Below are 18,035 nucleotides of genomic sequence, written 5' to 3' on the forward strand. Positions count from 1 at the left end.
GTCCAAGGCTACCACGCCTGGCCTGTGCAGGCTGTCGGCCGGCATGCTCAGGCGTCGGGTTTGCGCCCTGCCATGATGCGGTTCTCGCGGGTGACGACCCAGGCCGTGAGTGCACCGCACAACCCGATGAGGGCCATGCCCAGCAGCGACAGCGAGTCGGGGACATGGTCGAAGATCAGCCATGCCGCGATGGTGGAAAACAGGATCTGGCAATACAGGTAAGGGGTGAGTGTCGCGGCCGGGGCCTGCTTGTAGGCCACGATGAGCAGGAAGTGCCCCAGACTGGAGCAGCAGCCCATGAAGACCAGAATCAGCCAGGTCGACCAGTGGGCCACGGTTTCCCAGGCGAAAGGCAGCAGGATCGAGGCGGCGATGGCACCCAGCCAGCCGGTGTAGAAGTGAGTGGTGATCGGATCGTCGATGCGCGAGAGCTGGCTGGTCAGCACCTGGAACCATGCGTTGCCGAAGACCAGCGAGACAGGAAGCAGCGTGGCCCAGTTGAAGCTCTGGGCCCCCGGACGGATGACGACGAGCGTGCCCGCGAAAGCCCCGATCAGAAGCAGCCAGCGGACGGTCGAGACGCGCTCGCGAAACCGGATCACGACAAACAGCGTCACCAGCAGCGGGGCCATGAGCACGATGGCCGTGAACTCGCCGACAGGCATGAACTGCAGGCTGAACATGGTGAACAGGCTCATGCTGACCAGCACCAGTCCGCGCAGGCATTGCAGCGTGGGGGCCTTGGTCCGCATCACGGCGAGTCCGCGGCCGGGCACGATGGCCAGCGTGGTGGTCACCGCCTGGAACATGTAGCGGAACCACAGGGCGACCACCAGCGGGGCGCCGTGTGTGATGGCGTATTTGGTGACGTTGTCGAAAATACCGAAGAAGGCCGTGGCGGCCAGTGCAAGCCCGATGCCCAGAGGGAGGGGCGCGATCATTGGCGGATATGGGCCTGGAGCAGATGCCAGACCGGCTCGAGGTCGGACGGCAGCGGGGGCAGGGCGCCCAGGTCGACACGGCTTTCATGGGGGCTGTGGAAGTCCGAGCCCCGGGAGGCGGCCAGGCCGAACTCGCGCGCCATGTCGGCGTATTTGGGATATTCATGCGCGAAATGGCTGCCGGTGACCACTTCGACGCCTTGCCCGCCGTGGGCAATGAACTCGGAGAACAGGGCGTACTCGAGCGTGGGGTTGAACCCGTAGCGCCCCGGATGGGCGATGACCGCAACGCCGCCGGCATCGCGTATCCAGCGCACGCAGTTGCGCAAGGTGGCCCAGCGGTGCGGCACGTAGCCGGGTTTGCCTTCGGTGAGGTAACGCCGGAAGACTTCGGGGATGTCGCTGCAGATGCCGATCTCCACCAGGTACCGGGCAAAGTGGCTGCGGGAAATCAGCTCTGGATTTCCCGCGTACTTGAGTGCACCTTCGAATGTTCCGGGAATGCCTGCCTGTGCCAATCCCTGCGCCATCTCCCGGGCCCGTCCGTCGCGGCCACCCCGCGTGGCATAGAGCCCTTGCAGCAACTGCGCATCGGTGTCGTCGAAACCCAGGCCGACGATGTGCACCGTGGCATCGGCAAACGTCACCGAAACCTCGACGCCCGTGAGAAAGGGAAGCCCGATGGAGCGGGCGGCCTGCGCGGCCTGGGCCTGGCCGCCGACCTCGTCATGGTCGGTCAGCGACCAGAGCTGGACGCCGTTGCCGAGGGCACGCCTCGCCAGTTCGTCCGGTGTCAGGGTACCGTCCGAGACGACCGAGTGGCAGTGGAGGTCGGCATTGAGGCCGACCGGCCAGGTTTCCTGTGGATCTGATGCTGGCACTGTGGAGGCGGCGCATGGCGCATGCATGGATGAGCCTCGATTCTAGGCCGTCCCCGCGCCGCGTGCCGGCCCCGGGGTGACAGTTTGCGCGGGCAGCGCGCGGCTTCAGCGCAGTTCGGCGCAGGCGATGCGTGCGCCCGCGCCGCCGATCGGCTGGGAACTGTAGTCGTCGGGGTTGGCGTGGATCACCAGAGCCGATCCGTCCGTGTCGAGCAGCGCGGGCCGGCCGGCGCCGTCGCGCAGGGCGACCAGCGTGGAGTACAGCTCGACGGTCGCCGTGCCGTCCTGGCCGACGAAGATGTTCGGCAAGTCGCCGGAATCGTCGGCCTGGGGGTTCAGCAGGCCATGGACCGGTTTGCCGCCGCCGCCATGCACGTGGCCGCCCGAGCGGGTGAATGCGCTGTCGCTGCAATCGGCCTTTTCATGGAAATGGGCGCCGTGCCAGCCGGGCGGCAGGCCACGGGCCTCGATGCGCAGCAGCACGCCCTTGGGGGCCGCGGTGGCCGTGACGGTGCCCGTGCTCTGGCCCGAAGCGGCCTTGAGATCGGCCTGCACGCGGTCCGGGGTCGGCTGGCCCTGGGCCAGGGCCACGGAAGAGGCCAGGGTCATGCCCAGCGCGGCAAGCAGCAATGCCTTGTTCATTCGTTTCTCCTTGGATGGGCGGCAGCCCCGGGAAACGATGCCCGGGCCGGCCGCGGAGCTTCAAATGTGCCACTGGCCAGCGCCTGGCGCCTGTCGGAGAGCGACCCGTTCGTGTCCAGGCGTGGCGGGGCCGCTCGGCGCAGGCTCAGGCCATGCCCTGGTGCCGCAGCAGTGCGTCGATGCGGGGTTCGCGACCGCGGAAGGCCTTGAAGGACTCCATCGCCGGACGGCTGCCGCCAGCCTCGAGTATGGCCTCGCGGTAGCGCTGGCCGGTGGCCGGGTCGTGCGCGCCGTCGCTGCCCTGGGTCTCCTCGAAGGCGGCATAGGCATCGGCGCTCAGCACCTCGGCCCACTTGTAGCTGTAATAGCCTGCGGCATAGCCGCCCGCGAAGATGTGGCTGAAGGTATGCGGCGTGCGGCTGTAGGCGGGCGGCTGCAGCACCGAGACTTCCTCGCGCACTTCGGCCAGCACCGCCATGAAGTCCTGTCCGGGCTTCTGTTCGCCGTGCAGCAGCATGTCGAACAGCGAGAACTCGACCTGGCGGAGGGTCTGCATGCCGCTCTGGAAGTTCTTGGCCGCCAACATCTTGTCGTACAGCGCGCGGGGCAGGGGTTCGCCGGTTTCCGCATGGGCGGTCATGTGGCGCAGCACCTCCCATTCCCAGCAGAAGTTTTCCATGAACTGGCTCGGCAGCTCCACGGCGTCCCACTCCACGCCGCTGATGCCGGAGACATCGCGTTCGTTGACCTGCGTGAGCATGTGATGCAGGCCGTGACCGAACTCGTGGAACAGGGTGGTCACGTCGTCGTGCGTGAGCAGCGGGGGCCGGCCGCCCACGCTTTCGGAGAAATTGCACACCAGGTGGGCCACGGGCGTCTGCAGATGGCCGTTGTCCGGGCGCAGCCAGCGCGTGCGCACGTCGTCCATCCAGGCTCCGCCGCGCTTGCCCTTGCGTGCACCCGGATCGAGGTAGAACTGGCCGACCCGCTCGCCTGCGCGCTCGATGCGGTAGAACTCCACGCTGGGGTGCCACACCGGCGCCTGGTCGCGGCGGATGGCGACGCCGAACAGGGTCTCGACGATCTTGAAGAGGCCGGCAAGCACCTTGGGGGCCGGGAAGTAGAGCTTGACCTCCTGGTCGCTGAAGCTGTAGCGGGCTTCCTTGAGCTTTTCTCCGACGTAGGGCCAATCCCAGGGCTGGGGATCCGGCAGGCCGAGCTCCTGAGCGGCGAATTCGCGCAGGTCGGCCAGATCCTGCAGCGCATAGGGACGGGCGCGGGTGGCGAGGTCGCGCAGGAACGTGATCACCTGCTCAGGCGATTCGGCCATCTTGGGCACGACCGAGACCGTGGCGAAGTCGGGATAACCCAGCAACTGCGCTTCCTCGTGGCGCAGGGCCAGGATCTCGCGCACGATGGCCGTGTTGTCGAACTTCACGGCGTCGCCTTCGGCCAGCTCGCTGGCGCGGGTGGCATAGGCACGATAGAGCGTTTCGCGCAGCGCACTCGAACGGGCATATTGCATCACCGGCAGGTAGCTGGGGAGCTTGAGCGTGAACTTGTAGCCTTCGCGGCCATCGGCCTTGGCGCCTTCCGCGGCGGCCTCGAGCGCGTCGCCCGGGATGCCCTCGACCTCGGACTCTCCGGCGTAATGGGCGTAGGCATCGGTCGAGTCGAGGGCGTTCTCGCTGAACTTCTGCGTCAGCTCGGCCATGCGGTCCTGGATCTGGGCGTAGCGGGTGCGGGCTTCGCCCTGCAGCTCGGCGCCCGAGAGCACGAAGCCCCGGATGGCATTCTTGTGGGCCTGGCGCTGTTCGGGCGTGAGCGCGGCGGGGTCCATGGCCTTGTACTTGGCGTACAGGCGTTCGTCGGCACCCATCTGGGTCCAGAACTCCGACACCTGCGGCATCACGGCGTTGTAAGCATTGCGCAGTTCGGGCGTGTCGGCGACCGATTTGAGGTGGCCGACCGCCCCCCAGGCGACACCCAGGCGTTCGGTGGCCACGTCCAGCACCTTGGCGATGGCTTTCCAGTCGGCCGGGAAGGCCGGATCGGCCACGGTTTCCTGGGCCGCACGGGCCTCGGCCAGCAGTTGCGTGATGGCCGGCTCGACGTGTTCCGGGCGGATCCGGTCGAACAGGGGGAGGTCGGAGAAGTCGGTCAAGGGATTGGTCATGGCATCCTAGTTGGCGGCGGTGCCGCGCATGTCAAGTCACTCGGGTTTGACTGTACGGGAAATCGGCGCGCCTTCGGCCTTTGGCGCGCTATTGGCCCGATAGCCGGATGGGGTGGCCCATGGCCGACGTCCCTGGGGGGCGATTGTCATGGCCGGGTCATCAGGGTTTTGCAAGGTAGCGGGTGGTTCGAATCCAACCCCCCAGAAATCCCATCATGACCCACGACAAGAAAACCCCGTTGACCCATTGGCTGACATCGCCTGGCCTGGATGCCGGCGGCGACCTGCGCGCGCCGCGTGCAGGTGAACACGGTCCGAGCCGCCGGCAGTTCGTGCGGGCGCTGGTACTGGGCATGACGGTGAGCGGCGCTCTGGCCGCATGCGGCGGCAGCGATGGCGACGACGAACCGGCCGGCGGTGGCGATACGGGCGGAGGCGGCACGCCGGTACCCGAGGTCGCTTTCCATTTCGGGGTGGCCAGCGGCGACCCTCTGGCCGACCGCGTCATGCTGTGGACGCAGGTCAGCAGCGACCAGGATGTGGACCTGCCCGTCGGCTGGCAAGTGGCCGAGGACGAATCCTTCACGCGGATCGTCAGCGAGGGCAGCGTCATCGCCACCGCCGCATCGGGCTATACCGTGAAAGTGGATGCGCAAGGCCTCTCCGCGGGCCGGGATTACTGCTATCGGTTCACCAGCCATGGCGTGCAGTCGATCGTGGGCCGCACCCGCACGCTGCCGGCCGGCTCGGTTCAGCAGGCCCGGCTGGCGGTGTTCTCGTGCTCCAACTATCCCGCCGGCTACTTCAACGTGTACGCCGAGGCCGCCCGCCGCCGGGATTTCGACGTCGCGGTGCATCTGGGCGACTACATCTATGAGTACAGCCGGGACGGTTATGCATCCGGCGAGGCCGAGGCGCTGGGCCGCCTGTCGCTGCCTGCGCACGAGATCCTGACCCTGGTGGATTACCGCGAGCGTCATGCGCAGTACCGGTCGGATGCCGATCTGCAGGCCTTGCATGCCGTGGTGCCCATGATCGCCGTGTGGGACGACCACGAGATCAGCAACGACACCTGGATGGCTGGCGCCGAGAACCACGATACGGCCACCGAAGGCGATTTTGCGCTGCGCCGCGCCGCGGCCATCCAGGCCTATCACGAGTGGATGCCCACGCGTCTGCCCGATGCCGCCCAGCCCGATCGCATCTACCGCAGCTTTGCTTTCGGCGACCTGCTGGCACTGCACATGCTCGACACACGCGTGGTGGGCCGCGAACAGCAATTGGATTACGCGGACTACATCGGCGCCGGCGGCATCGACGCCCAGGCCTTCGTGGCCGACGTGGGGCGTGCCGACCGGCAACTGATGGGAACGGCCCAGACCCGGTGGCTGCAGCAGCAGATGACGGCATCGACCGCCACCTGGCAGGTACTGGGTCAGCAGGTGCTGATGGCGCGCATGCAGGTGCCGGCGCCCTTGCTGATGAATTTCACCGATCCGACCACGGGCGTGAGCGTGACGGCCTATGCCGCCATCGTGGCCAAGGCGCAATCGAATCCCGGGGCGCTGACGCCCGCGGAGCTGGCCGTGCTGCAGGCCCCCTCCATCCCTTACAACCTGGATGCCTGGGACGGTTACCAGGCCGCGCGGGAAACGGTGCTGGGCATGGCCCGCGCGCTGGACAAGAATCTGGTGGTTCTGGCGGGAGACACCCACAACGCCTGGGCCAGCGATCTGCGCGATCTGGCCGGAAATGCCGTGGGCGTGGAATTCGCCACGTCGTCCGTGAGCTCGCCGGGCTTCGAGCAGTACCTGGCCAGCGTGCCGCCCCAGCAACTGGCGCCCATGCTGGTGCAGCTCATCGAGACACTGCGTTACTGCGACACCTCGCGCCGAGGCTACATGCGGGTGGTGGCCAGCCCCGAACAGTGCCGGGCGGAGTGGATCTATGTCGACACGGTGACCCGCCGGACCTTCACGGCCAGCGTGGGACAGGTCGCGACCACGCAGGCGGGCTCGCACGTCCTCTCGCTGGCAGCGGCCTGAGCCACGGGCCTCAGGCCTGCTGGGCGCGCTCTGCGGATTCGAGGGTGTTGACCAGCAGCATGGTGATGGTCATGGGGCCCACGCCGCCGGGCACGGGAGTGATGTAGCCGGCCACTTCCTTGACGCCGTCGAAGTCGACGTCGCCGCACAGCTTGCCTTCGTCGTTGCGGTTCATGCCGACGTCGATGACCACGGCGCCCGGCTTGACCATGTCGGCCGTCAGCACGTCGCGTTTGCCCACCGCGGCGACGATCACGTCGGCCTGCAGCGTCTGGGCCTTGAGATCGCGCGTGGCGCTGTGGCAGACGGTCACGGTGGCGTTCTTCTGCAGCAGCATCAGCGCCATCGGCTTGCCCACGATGTTCGAGCGGCCGATGACCACTGCATGCTTGCCGCGCAGGTCGTAACCGATGGATTCGAGCATCTTCATGCAGCCGTAGGGCGTGCAGGGCCAGAAGCCCGGTGTGCCGGTCATCAGTGCGCCGGCGCTGGCGATGTGGAAACCGTCGACGTCCTTGGCCGGCGAGATGGCTTCGATCACCTTCTGCGCATCGATGTGGGCGGGCAGAGGCAACTGCACCAGAATGCCGTGGATGGTCGGGTCATTGTTCAGCGCATCCACGCGGGCCAGCAGTTCGGCTTCGGTCAGGGTGGCGTCGTATTTTTCGAGCACGGAATGCAGGCCGTTGTCTTCGCAGGCCTTGACCTTGTTGCGGACATAGACCTGGGAGGCCGGGTTGTCGCCCACCAGAACCACGGCCAGGCCGGGCGTCATGCCCTGGGCCTTGAGGCGCGCGGCGCGTGTGGCGACCTCGGCGCGAAGCTGGGTGGAAAGGGCGTTGCCGTTGATGAGCTGTGCGGTCATATGCAGTGCGTGCGGTATCGGGAAAAAAGAAAACGCCCGTAGCCTGCTGTACTACGGGCGATGGGTCGGGAGCGGAGGCTCAGGCCTTGGCGCTGGTCTGTCCGAGTGCGATCTTGAGCAGGTCGGCCACGGTGTTGGCGCCCAGCTTTTCCATGATGTTGGCGCGATGCGCCTCCACGGTCTTGATGCTGATGTTGAGGTCGTCGGCGATCTGCTTGTTGAGGCGGCCGGCGACGATGCGCTCGAGCACCTGGGATTCGCGGCCGGTCAGCTTGGAGAGCAGCGCGTCGCGGCTGGCGGCCTGCTGGTAGTCGGAGAAGGCGTCGCGGGCCACGTCGAGCATGCGTTCGACCAGCAGCACCAGCTGTTCTTCCTTGAAGGGCTTCTGGATGAAGTCGAGCGCGCCCTTCTTCATGGTGTCCACGGCCATGGGCACATCGCCGTGGCCGGTGATGAACACGATGGGCAGCGGCGACTTGCGCTCGAGCAGCTTGTCCTGCAGTTCGAGACCGCTCATGCCGTCCATGCGGATGTCGACCAGCAGGCAGGCGACTTCGCGTGGGTCGTAGCGCGAGAGAAAACTTTCTGCCGAATCGAAGCAGCGCACCCTGTAGTCCTTGCCTTCGAGCAGCCATTGCAGCGAGTCGCGCACGGCCTCGTCGTCGTCCACCACATAGATGGTGCCTTTCTTCGGAATCACGCTCATACGATTACCTCATCCTCTGATGTGTCGTCAAAATCGGTAGCACTCGCCACTGGGAGCCAGAAGCTGAAGCGGCTGCCTGTGATGTCTGGGCCATTGTAGATGTTATCGGCCTGCAACCTGCCCTGATGGGATTCCACGATGGTACGACACAGTTTGAGTCCGATGCCCATGCCTTCCTCCTTGGTGGTGAAAAAGGCATCGAAAATCTGCGACATGATTTCGGCCGGAAGACCCGGGCCGGAATCGCGTACCGAGAACTCGATGACGTCGCGGCCTTCGATCTGGCGCGGGACGACGCGCAGCTCGACGTTGCGCTGGGTGCTGGGCTTGCCGGCCTGGTCGATGGCTTCGCCGGCATTCTTGATCAGGTTGATCAGCACCTGCTCGATCAGGATCGGATCGGCCATGACCCGGGGCAGGCGTGCCGCCACGTAGTGGCTGAGCCTGACGTTGCGCCGGCGCAGTTCGAGTTCGGCGAGCTCGAGGGCTTCGCCGACGATCACGTCGACGGCCGACAACGTGCGGTTGGGCTCGCTGCGTTTGACGAAGGCGCGGATGCGCTGGATGATCTGGCCGGCCCGATGCGCCTGGTGCGAGGTCTTCTCGAGCGCCTTGGTGAGGTCGTCCTCGGTGAGCTGCTGGCTGCGCAGGCGCGAGAGCATGCCGTTGCAGTAGTTGCTGATGGCCGCCAGCGGCTGGTTGAGCTCGTGGGCCACCGACGAGGCCATTTCGCCCATGGTGATCAGCCGGTTGGCCGACTCGGCGCGTTCGGCCTGCCGCGCCGCCTGCTCCTCGGCATGGCGGCGCGCGGTGATGTCCGAAGCGATCACCATCTGCGCCAGCCGCCCGTCCACCCAACTCAGGTAACGCGAGCGGATTTCCAGCCACTTGTCGAGCTCGGCGACGTAGATCTCGGCACTGCCGCTCTGGGCCGAGGTGAGCTCGTCCGTGGGCAGGCCGGCAAAGCTGTCGACCTCGTCGAGCGACTCGTCGTGCGCACCGGCGCCTGTCATGCCGGCCTGCGCCACCATGTCGAGATGGCCCTTGGTCTGCGTGCCGAACCATTGCCGGTAGAGCTTGTTGGCGAACAGCAGTTCGGTGCTGCCCAGCGGGGCGACCGACACCGAGGCGTCGAGCGCCTCGAGCACTGTGGTGAAGCGCTGGTAAGAGGCCGAGAGCTGTTCCCGGATGCGGTTGGGCTCGGTGATGTCGGTCATCGAGGTCATCCAGCCGCCCTGCGCGCCCTGCGGATCGATCAGCGGCGAGACGTACATCCGTGCATCGAACAGCGTGCCGTTCTTGCGTTTGACGCGCACCTGGAAACCGCCCGGGCTGAAATGCCCGCTGAGCTCGTCCTGCAGGCGGGCGCTGAGCAGTTCGCGGTCCTGCTCGGGCCAGTGCGGGAAAGGGGCCGTCTGGCCGACCAGTTCGTTCTCGTCCCATCCCGTCATCTGGCAGAAAGCGGGGTTCACATAACTGATGCGGCCCTGCATGTCCATGGCACGCAGGCCGATGCGCATCGAGTTTTCCATGGCGCGGCGGAAGTTGGTCTCGGCGATCAGCGCGCGCTGGGCCTGCTGGCGCCGGCGCATGTGGCGCCAGTTGGCCAGCAGTGCCCACACCGTCAGGGCACTGAGCGCGCACACCATCCAGAACAGGCCGCTGCCGACCACGTTGAGCGAGGTGCGGTACATCTGTGCGCGCACCTGCAGCGTGTCGCCCACGGGGTAGACCGGGGCCATGTATTCGCTGCTGGGGTTGATCCAGGGCAGCAGCGATTGCGCGTTGGCGGGAATCGGCGCGCCCGCCAGCAACTGATCCTTGTCGTCGAGCAGCGTGATGGCGTAGCGGGTGCCGACGTCGCTCGAGACCGAGAACGGCAGCATGCGTTCGATCGCGTACTCGACCACCAGTGCGCCGGTGACCTCGCCCTGCTCGAAGACGGGGATCTGCAGTTGCATGGTCGCGAGGTGGCTTTCGGGCCGGCTCTTGTAGGGCGCCGAGTAGACGGGCTGGCGCAGCTGCCGGATCTCGCTGAAGGTCTGTGCGGTCTGGGGCAGGGCGCTGATGTCCTCCAGGGTCTGGCCGTAGGCACGGGTGCTGTAGGACATGTGACCGGCGATGACGTGGCGCGCATTGTCGATCCACAGCACGGTTTGCAGTTCGGGGTATTTCTGGGCATAGGCCAGCGCCTGCGCCCTGAAGAAATCGACCTGTGCCGGTATGTCGGGCTGCTCCTGCAGCTCGCGTGCGCTGCGGATGAACTGCTCCTGCTGTTCGACCAGGCGCAGGCGGATCTGCTGGCGCATGGTCTCGACGTCGCGGATCACGGTCTCCTGGCCGCGCGAGATTTCCTCGGCTCTCAAGTAGAAGAAGGCGGCGGAGATGGCGGCCAGGAACAGCAGCACGGCCCCCAGCGGGGCCAGGACCATGTAGCGGTCCTGTCGCGAAGGTGACTGGCTTTCCCACCAGCGATCGATGCTGCTGCGGGCGGTTGCGGCCAACAAGCTGGGGTTGAGTGTTTTGATTGGATTGGGCATGGTATGGGGGAGGCGCAGGCAGAACGGCATGCCGTCCAGGGAGCGGAGGCCTGCAGTTCGGATTATCGTGAACTGCACAGGCGGCGCGGCCCCCATTGAACTGCAATTTATGCTGCGCTGCACCATGTGATTCCGCATTATGAGATTGAAGTTCACAGATTGGAAAGCTTCAAAAACTGTGAGACACTCCGCGGCGGACCATTTTCAACACCCACAATCGCTAGACCAAGGAGACATCCATGTCGGCACAGCCTGATCAACATCTCGGCCTCGGCGGCCAGGATACCGATAGCCAAGAAACCCGCGAATGGCTGGATGCCCTGGCCGCGGTGATCCAGTCCGAAGGACGGGAGCGAGCCCATTTCCTGATCGAGCAACTGCTCGAGGAAGGCCGCCAGAACGGTATCGACCTGCCCTATTCGGCCAACACCGGTTACGTCAACACCATCGAAGCCGATGCCGAAGTGCGCACGCCGGGCAATCTCGAGCTCGAAGGCCGTCTGCGTGCCTACATGCGCTGGAACGCCATGGCCATGGTTGTCAAGGCCAACCGCCTGCATCCTGAAGACGGCGGCGATCTGGGTGGCCACATCTCCTCGTTTGCCTCGCTGGCGCACATGTTTGCGGCCGGCTTCAACCACTTCTGGCATGCCGACGACACCGACAAGGGTGGCACGCACGGCGGCGACCTGCTGTACATCCAGGGCCATTCCTCGCCCGGCGTGTACGCGCGCGCTTTCCTCGAAGGCCGCCTGAGCGAAGAACAACTGCTGAACTTCCGTCAGGAAGTCGACGGCAAGGGCCTGTCGAGCTACCCGCATCCCAAGCTGATGCCCGAGTTCTGGCAGTTCCCCACGGTGTCGATGGGCCTGGGCCCGTTGATGGCGATCTATCAGGCCCGGTTCCTGAAGTACCTGCATGCACGCGGCCTGGCCGATACGTCGCAGCGCAAGGTGTGGGCTTTCCTGGGCGACGGCGAGATGGACGAGCCGGAAAGCCTGGGCGCCATCGGCCTGGCCGCGCGCGAAGGCCTGGACAACCTGGTGTTCGTGGTCAACTGCAACCTGCAGCGCCTGGACGGCCCGGTTCGCGGCAACGGCAAGATCATCCAGGAACTCGAAGGCGAGTTCCGCGGCGCCGGCTGGAACGTCATCAAGCTGCTGTGGGGCAGCAACTGGGATCCGCTGCTGGCCAAGGACAAGGACGGCATCCTGCGCAAGGTCATGATGGACACGCTCGACGGCGACTATCAGGCTTTCAAGGCCAACGACGGCGCCTACGTGCGCAAGCATTTCTTCGGCCGCGATCCGCGCCTGCTGAAGATGGTCGAGCACCTGAGCGACGACGAAGTCTGGGCCCTGCGCCGCGGCGGCCACGATCCGTACAAGGTCTATGCCGCCTTCGACAAGGCCAACAAGACCGTGGGCCAGCCCACCGTGCTGCTCGTCAAGACCGTCAAGGGCTATGGCATGGGCAAGATCGGTGAAGGCAAGAACACCGCTCACCAGACCAAGAAACTGGCGGACGACGACATCCGCCTCTTCCGCGACCGCTTCAACATCCCGATTCCGGATGACAAGCTGGCCGACGTGCCTTTCTACCGTCCGGCCGACAACACGCCGGAAATGAAGTACCTGCACGAGCGCCGCGCCGCGCTGGGCGGCTACCTGCCGCATCGCCGCGCAAAATCGGACGAGCAGTTCACCGTGCCCGCGCTCGACGTGTTCAAGGCCGTGACCGATCCGACGGCCGAAGGCCGCGAGATCTCGACCACCCAGGCCTATGTGCGTTTCCTGACGCAACTGCTGCGCGACAAGGCCATCGGCCCGCGCGTCGTGCCCATCCTGGTGGATGAAGCCCGCACGTTCGGCATGGAAGGCCTGTTCCGCCAGATCGGCATCTACAACCCCAAGGGTCAGCTGTACACCCCGGTCGACAAGGACCAGGTCATGTACTACCGGGAAGACAAGGCCGGTCAGATCCTGCAGGAAGGCATCAACGAAGCGGGCGGCATGTCCTCCTGGATCGCCGCGGCAACGTCGTATTCGACGAACAACCGCATCATGATCCCCTTCTATGTCTACTACTCGATGTTCGGTTTCCAGCGCATCGGCGACCTGGCCTGGGCAGCGGGCGACATGCAGGCACGCGGCTTCCTGCTGGGCGGCACCTCGGGCCGCACCACGCTCAACGGCGAAGGCCTGCAGCACGAAGACGGCCATAGCCACATCCTGGCCGGCACCATCCCGAACTGCATCAGCTACGACCCGACCTTCGCTCACGAAGTCGCCGTCATCATGCAAGAAGGCATGAAGCGCATGGTGGAGCGTCAGGAAAACGTCTACTACTACATCACGCTGCTCAACGAGAACTATGCACAGCCGGGCCTCAAGGCCGGCACCGAAGAGCAGATCATCAAGGGCATGTACCTGCTCGACGAAGGCCAGGGCGGCACGCTGCGCGTCAACCTGCTGGGTTCGGGCACCATCCTGCGTGAGTCCATCGCCGCTCAGAAGCTGCTGGCCGAAGAGTGGGGCGTGGCTGCCAACGTCTGGAGCTGCCCGAGCTTCAACGAGCTCACCCGCGACGGCCAGGACGCCGACCGCTGGAACCTGCTGCACCCGACCGAAACGCCCCGCGTGCCGTTCGTCACGCAGCAACTGCAAGCGCATGAAGGCCCGGTCATCGCCTCGACCGACTACATGAAGAACTACGCCGAGCAGATCCGCGCCTTCATCCCCAAGGGCCGCGACTACAAGGTGCTGGGCACCGACGGCTTTGGCCGCAGCGACTTCCGTTCCAAGCTGCGCGAGCACTTCGAGATCAACCGCCATTACATCGTCGTGGCCGCGCTCAAGAGCCTGGCCGACGAAGGCAAGCTGCCTTTGACCAAGGTGGCCGAGGCGATCGAGAAGTACAAGCTGGCGGTCGACAAGATCAATCCGCTGTACGCCTGATCGGCCTGGCGGGCGAGCGGCCTCGATGCCGTTCGCTCGTCTGTGAAAGAATGTCCGGGCCATGCACCGCGCAGGGCGACCGGACTCCAGAATTGCCCCCATGCCCCCTACGGAGACACATCCATGGCACAGGTAGAAGTCAAAGTCCCCGATATCGGTGACGTCAAGGACGTGGCTGTCATCGAAATTCTCGTCAAGCCCGGTGACACCATCAGCGTCGAACAATCCATCATCACGGTCGAGAGCGACAAGGCCTCGATGGAAATCCCGTCGAGCGCAGCCGGCGTGATCAAGGACATCGTGGTCAAGATCGGCGATACCGTCAACGAAGGCTCGGTGCTGTTGACGGTCGAGTCCGATGCGGCGCAAGCACCCGCTGCGCCCGCACCCGCGCCCGCGCCCGCCGCACAGGCTCCGGCCCCCGCTCAGGCTCCCGCAGCCGCTCCCGCTCCCGCCGCGGCACCGGCTGCCGCTGTCGACGTGGAAGTCCGGGTGCCCGACATCGGCGACTTCAAGGACGTCGAAGTCATCGAGGTCTTCATCAAGGCCGGCGACACGATCAAGGCCGAGCAATCGCTGGTGACCGTCGAGAGCGACAAGGCCTCGATGGAAATCCCGTCGGCTGCCGGCGGCGTGGTCAAGGAAGTCAAGGTCAAGCTGGGCGACAAGCTCAACATCGGCGACCTGCTGGCCATCGTGCAGGGCCAGTCCGATGCCGCAGCGCCTGCCGCTGCCGCACCGTCGCCTGCACCGGCCGCTGCATCGGCTCCTGCTGCCGCAGCCTCGTCCGCCCCGGCACCGGCCGCAGCGTCGCCTGCAGCGGCAAAGGTGCCCGCGCACGATCCGACCGTCGCACCCAGCAGCAAGCTGCCGCTGGCCTCGCCTTCGGTGCGCAAGTTCGCGCGTGAACTCGGTGTGCCCCTCGACGAAGTCAAGGGCACGGCCACCAAGGGCCGCATCACCCAGGACGACGTGACCCACTTCACGAAGGCCGTGATGGCCGGTACGGCACAGACCAAGGCTGCGGCTGCCAAGGCGCCGGCTGCCTCCGGTGGCGTGAGCGGCGGTGGCGAGCTCAACCTGCTGCCCTGGCCCAAGGTCGACTTTGCCAAGTTCGGCACGGTCGAGCGCAAGGCGCTGTCGCGCATCAAGAAGATCTCGGGTGCCAACCTGCATCGCAACTGGGTGCAGATCCCCCATGTGACCAACAACGACGTGGCCGACATCACCGAGCTCGAAGCCCTGCGGGTCCAGCTCAACAAGGAAGCCGAGAAGTCGAAGTCGGGCGTGAAGTACACCATGCTGGCCTTCCTGATCAAGGCCGTGGCCGCCGCGCTCAAGAAATTCCCCGAGTTCAACGCCAGCCTCGACGGCGACGAACTGGTCTACAAGCAGTACTACCACATCGGTTTTGCGGCGGATACGCCCAACGGCCTGGTGGTGCCCGTGCTGAAGAACGCCGACACCAAGGGCGTGGCCCAGATCGCCAAGGAGATGGGCGAACTCGCGGCCAAGGCGCGTGACGGCAAGCTCGGCCCGGCCGAGATGACCGGCGGCTGCTTCTCGATCTCGTCGCTCGGCGGAATCGGCGGCACTTCGTTCACACCCATCATCAACGCACCCGAGGTGGCGATTCTGGGCGTCAGCAAGTCCAGCTTCCAGCCGGTGTGGGACGGCAAGGCATTCCAGCCGCGCCTGATGGTGCCGCTGTCGCTGTCGTACGACCACCGCGTGATCGACGGCGCTTCCGCCGCACGCTTCAACGCCTACCTGGGTCAGCTGCTGGCGGATTTCCGCCGCGTGCTGGTCTGACGAGCAAAGGAACCTCTCCATGGCAACTCTCGAAATCAAGGTTCCGGACATCGGCGACTTCGCCGAAGTCAGCGTGATCGAAGTGCTGGTCAAGGAAGGCGACACCATCGCCGCCGAACAATCGCTGATCACGGTCGAAAGCGACAAGGCGTCGATGGAAATCCCGTCTTCGCACGCCGGCGTGGTCAAGTCCCTGCTGGTCAAGGTGGGCGACAACGTCAAGGAAGGCTCGGTGCTGCTCACGCTCGAGGCGGATGCCGCCGCCGCACCGGCTCCTGCCGCGGCTGCGCCTGCGCCGGCTGCCTCTGCGGCGCCGGCACCGGCTGCTGCGCCGGCGGCCACGCCTGCACCGGCCGCTGCTGCGGCACCGGGCTCGAGCTATTCGGGCACGGTCGATGTCGAAGCCGACGTGGTCGTGATCGGTGGCGGCCCCGGTGGTTACTCCGCCGCGTTCCGCGCGGCCGATCTGGGCCTCAAGGTGGTGCTGGTCGAGCGTTACACCACGCTGGGCGGGGTCTGCCTGAATGTGGGCTGCATCCCCTCCAAGGCGCTGCTGCACGTGGCTGCCGTGATGGACGAGGTCAAGCACTTCGCCGATCTGGGCGTGACCTTTGCCGAACCCGAAGTCGACATCGGCAAGCTGCGCACCCACAAGGAAAAGGTCATCGGCAAGCTGACCGGCGGCCTGGCTGCGATGGCCAAGATGCGCAAGGTGACGGTGCTGCGCGGCTACGGCTCGTTCGTGGGCACCCATCATCTGCAGGTCGAGGAGACCGCAGGCGATGCGCAGGAAAAGACCGGTGCCAAGAAGATCGTGGCTTTCCGCAATGCCATCATCGCGGCCGGTTCCCAGGCCGTGCGCCTGCCTTTCCTGCCGCAGGATCCGCGCATCGTGGATTCGACCGGTGCGCTGGCGCTGGACTTCAAGCCCAAACGCATGCTCATCGTGGGCGGCGGCATCATCGGCCTCGAGATGGGCACCGTCTACAGCAGCACCGTCGGTGCGCGTCTCGACGTGGTCGAAATGCTCGACGGCCTGATGCAGGGCGCCGATCGCGACCTGGTCAAGGTCTGGCAGAAGTTCAACGCCGGCCGCTTCGACAATGTCATGCTCAAGACCAAGACGGTGGGTGCCAAGGCTACCGAACAGGGCATCGAGGTGACGTTCGAAGGCGAGGGCGCGCCCAAGGAACCGCAGGTCTATGACCTCGTCCTGCAGGCCGTGGGCCGTACGCCCAACGGCAAGAAGGTGGGTGCCGAGCACGCTGGTGTGGCGGTGAGCGATCGGGGTTTCATTCCGGTCGATATCCAGCTGCGCACCAACGTGCCGCACATCTTCGCCATCGGCGACGTCGTCGGCCAGCCCATGCTGGCACACAAGGCCGTGCACGAGGCGCACGTGGCTGCCGAGGTCATCGCCGGCGAGATCCAGGGCAACAAGGAACTGGCCAGCACGGCGTTCAATGCCCGCGTGATCCCGAGCGTGGCCTATACCGATCCCGAAGTGGCATGGGTCGGCCTGACCGAAGACCAGGCCAAGGCGCAGGGCGTGAAGGTCAAGAAGGGTCTGTTCCCCTGGAACGCCTCGGGCCGTGCCATTGCCAATGGCCGCGACGAAGGCTTCACCAAGCTGCTGTTCGATGCGGAAACCCACCGCATCCTGGGCGGCGGCATCGTGGGTACCCATGCGGGCGACATGATCGGCGAGATCGCATTGGCCATCGAGATGGGTGCCGACGAAGTCGACATCGGCAAGACCATCCATCCCCACCCGACGCTGGGTGAAAGCCTGGGTCTGGCTGCAGAAGCCGCTCACGGCACTTGCACCGATCTGCCGCCGCAGCGCAAGTAAAACGACCCGGAGTCGTTCCTCCGGTCAGGCCCGCCCGCGCGGGCGACGGCCTGACCGGAGGAAAAAACATCACGCCGCCCGCATGTGAACCCTGCGGGCGGCGTTTTTTATGTCGTGGTGTGGGGTGGCAGGCGGAAGGCCGTGCCGGGGGCGCTCAGGCGTTCGTGACGCTGTCGAGCCGCTTCATGATGGCCTGCCAATGCACGGCATCGACCGGCGTGATGGACAGGCGGCTGCCCTTCTTGAGCAGCAGCATGCCTTCGAGGGCCGGGTCGGCCCGCAAGTCCGCCAGGGGGATCAGCGCGATCTTGCGCACGGCCTGGACGTCGAGCAGCAGCCAGCGTGGCTGTTCGGGCGGCGACTTGGGGTCGTGATAGGGGGATGCGGGATCGAACTGTGTCGGATCGGGCCGGGTGCCGGATGCGATGCGGGCAATGCCGGCTATGCCGGGTTCCGGGCAACTGGAGTGGTAGAACAGCACGCCGTCGCCCACTTGCATGTCGTCGCGCATGTAGTTGCGTGCCTGGTAGTTGCGCACGCCCGTCCAGGCCACGGTCGCATCGGGCGCCGCGAGTGCGTCGTCGATGGCGCATTCGTCGGGCTCTGACTTCATCAGCC

12 protein-coding genes are annotated in these 18,035 nt (G+C 65.8%); 4 read left to right on the forward strand and 8 right to left on the reverse strand.

The annotated features are described in order from the left end of the window. Positions 1-47: 47 nt before the first annotated feature. From EC845_RS12230 to EC845_RS12245, 4 genes are all read right to left on the reverse strand, one after another. Positions 48-941, reverse strand: a complete 894-nt coding sequence (locus tag EC845_RS12230) for a DMT family transporter (protein WP_123298372.1) — start codon at positions 939-941, stop codon at positions 48-50. Next, entirely contained in the window at positions 938-1,822 is an 885-nt protein-coding gene (locus EC845_RS12235) for a 3',5'-nucleoside bisphosphate phosphatase (RefSeq protein WP_233598039.1), read from the reverse strand. Before EC845_RS12235 ends, EC845_RS12230 begins: the two co-directional genes overlap by 4 nt. Positions 1,823-1,927: 105 nt before the next feature. Beyond that, complete coding sequence (locus tag EC845_RS12240; RefSeq protein WP_123298374.1) at positions 1,928-2,464, reverse strand: superoxide dismutase family protein; 537 nt, start codon at positions 2,462-2,464, stop codon at positions 1,928-1,930. A 145-nt stretch (positions 2,465-2,609) separates the two neighbouring features. Further along, the gene (locus EC845_RS12245; protein ID WP_123298375.1) at positions 2,610-4,640 is read right to left on the reverse strand and encodes a M3 family metallopeptidase; all 2,031 of its coding nucleotides are present in this window, start codon (positions 4,638-4,640) and stop codon (positions 2,610-2,612) included. A 215-nt stretch (positions 4,641-4,855) separates the two neighbouring features. On the opposite strand from EC845_RS12245, the gene EC845_RS12250 reads away from it, so the two are divergent. Beyond that, on the forward strand, positions 4,856-6,685 hold the full coding sequence (locus EC845_RS12250; protein WP_233598040.1) for an alkaline phosphatase: 1,830 nt from the start codon (positions 4,856-4,858) through the stop codon (positions 6,683-6,685). A gap of 10 nt (positions 6,686-6,695) precedes the next feature. On the opposite strand, the gene folD is transcribed toward EC845_RS12250, so the two are convergent. The 3 genes from folD to EC845_RS12265 form a co-directional block, all read right to left on the reverse strand. After that, on the reverse strand, positions 6,696-7,550 hold the full coding sequence (gene folD / locus EC845_RS12255; protein ID WP_123298376.1) for a bifunctional methylenetetrahydrofolate dehydrogenase/methenyltetrahydrofolate cyclohydrolase FolD: 855 nt from the start codon (positions 7,548-7,550) through the stop codon (positions 6,696-6,698). A gap of 79 nt (positions 7,551-7,629) precedes the next feature. Continuing rightward, a complete protein-coding gene (locus EC845_RS12260) occupies positions 7,630-8,256 on the reverse strand; it encodes a response regulator transcription factor (RefSeq protein WP_123298377.1) in 627 nt (208 codons plus the stop codon). Then, a complete protein-coding gene (locus EC845_RS12265) occupies positions 8,253-10,796 on the reverse strand; it encodes a PAS domain S-box protein (RefSeq protein WP_123298475.1) in 2,544 nt (847 codons plus the stop codon). The genes EC845_RS12260 and EC845_RS12265 overlap by 4 nt, the downstream gene beginning before the upstream one ends. A 239-nt stretch (positions 10,797-11,035) precedes the next feature. Between EC845_RS12265 and aceE the strand changes: the two genes are divergently transcribed. From aceE to lpdA, 3 genes are all read left to right on the forward strand, one after another. Further along, entirely contained in the window at positions 11,036-13,753 is a 2,718-nt protein-coding gene (gene aceE / locus EC845_RS12270; RefSeq protein WP_123298378.1) for a pyruvate dehydrogenase (acetyl-transferring), homodimeric type, read from the forward strand. A 123-nt stretch (positions 13,754-13,876) separates the two neighbouring features. Next, positions 13,877-15,565, forward strand: coding sequence for a dihydrolipoyllysine-residue acetyltransferase (gene aceF / locus EC845_RS12275; protein WP_123298379.1), 1,689 nt, complete (start codon positions 13,877-13,879; stop codon positions 15,563-15,565). Between the two features lie 19 nt (positions 15,566-15,584). After that, positions 15,585-17,417 carry a dihydrolipoyl dehydrogenase gene (gene lpdA, locus EC845_RS12280; protein WP_123298380.1) on the forward strand — a complete coding sequence of 611 codons (1,833 nt, stop codon included), beginning with the start codon at positions 15,585-15,587 and terminating at the stop codon, positions 17,415-17,417. A 154-nt stretch (positions 17,418-17,571) separates the two neighbouring features. Here lpdA and EC845_RS12285 read toward each other — a convergent pair whose 3' ends face one another. Beyond that, positions 17,572-18,030: an EVE domain-containing protein gene (locus EC845_RS12285; RefSeq protein ID WP_123298476.1), complete on the reverse strand. Its 459-nt coding sequence runs from the start codon at positions 18,028-18,030 to the stop codon at positions 17,572-17,574. Positions 18,031-18,035 lie beyond the last annotated feature (5 nt).

The sequence above is a fragment of the Comamonas sp. BIGb0124 genome (genome assembly GCF_003752175.1).
GTDB lineage: Bacteria > Pseudomonadota > Gammaproteobacteria > Burkholderiales > Burkholderiaceae_C > Comamonas_F.

Excerpts from the sequence above, each read along its gene's own strand:
- EC845_RS12230 (WP_123298372.1), bottom strand. The coding sequence starts at position 941 with ATGATCGCGCCCCTCCCTCTGGGCATCGGGCTTGCACTGGCCGCCACG.
- EC845_RS12240 (WP_123298374.1), bottom strand. The coding sequence starts at position 2,464 with ATGAACAAGGCATTGCTGCTTGCCGCGCTGGGCATGACCCTGGCCTCT.
- EC845_RS12245 (WP_123298375.1), bottom strand. The coding sequence starts at position 4,640 with ATGACCAATCCCTTGACCGACTTCTCCGACCTCCCCCTGTTCGACCGG.
- EC845_RS12250 (WP_233598040.1), top strand. The coding sequence starts at position 4,856 with ATGACCCACGACAAGAAAACCCCGTTGACCCATTGGCTGACATCGCCT.
- folD (WP_123298376.1), bottom strand. The coding sequence starts at position 7,550 with ATGACCGCACAGCTCATCAACGGCAACGCCCTTTCCACCCAGCTTCGC.
- EC845_RS12260 (WP_123298377.1), bottom strand. The coding sequence starts at position 8,256 with ATGAGCGTGATTCCGAAGAAAGGCACCATCTATGTGGTGGACGACGAC.
- EC845_RS12265 (WP_123298475.1), bottom strand. The coding sequence starts at position 10,796 with ATGCCCAATCCAATCAAAACACTCAACCCCAGCTTGTTGGCCGCAACC.
- aceE (WP_123298378.1), top strand. The coding sequence starts at position 11,036 with ATGTCGGCACAGCCTGATCAACATCTCGGCCTCGGCGGCCAGGATACC.
- aceF (WP_123298379.1), top strand. The coding sequence starts at position 13,877 with ATGGCACAGGTAGAAGTCAAAGTCCCCGATATCGGTGACGTCAAGGAC.
- lpdA (WP_123298380.1), top strand. The coding sequence starts at position 15,585 with ATGGCAACTCTCGAAATCAAGGTTCCGGACATCGGCGACTTCGCCGAA.
- EC845_RS12285 (WP_123298476.1), bottom strand. The coding sequence starts at position 18,030 with ATGAAGTCAGAGCCCGACGAATGCGCCATCGACGACGCACTCGCGGCG.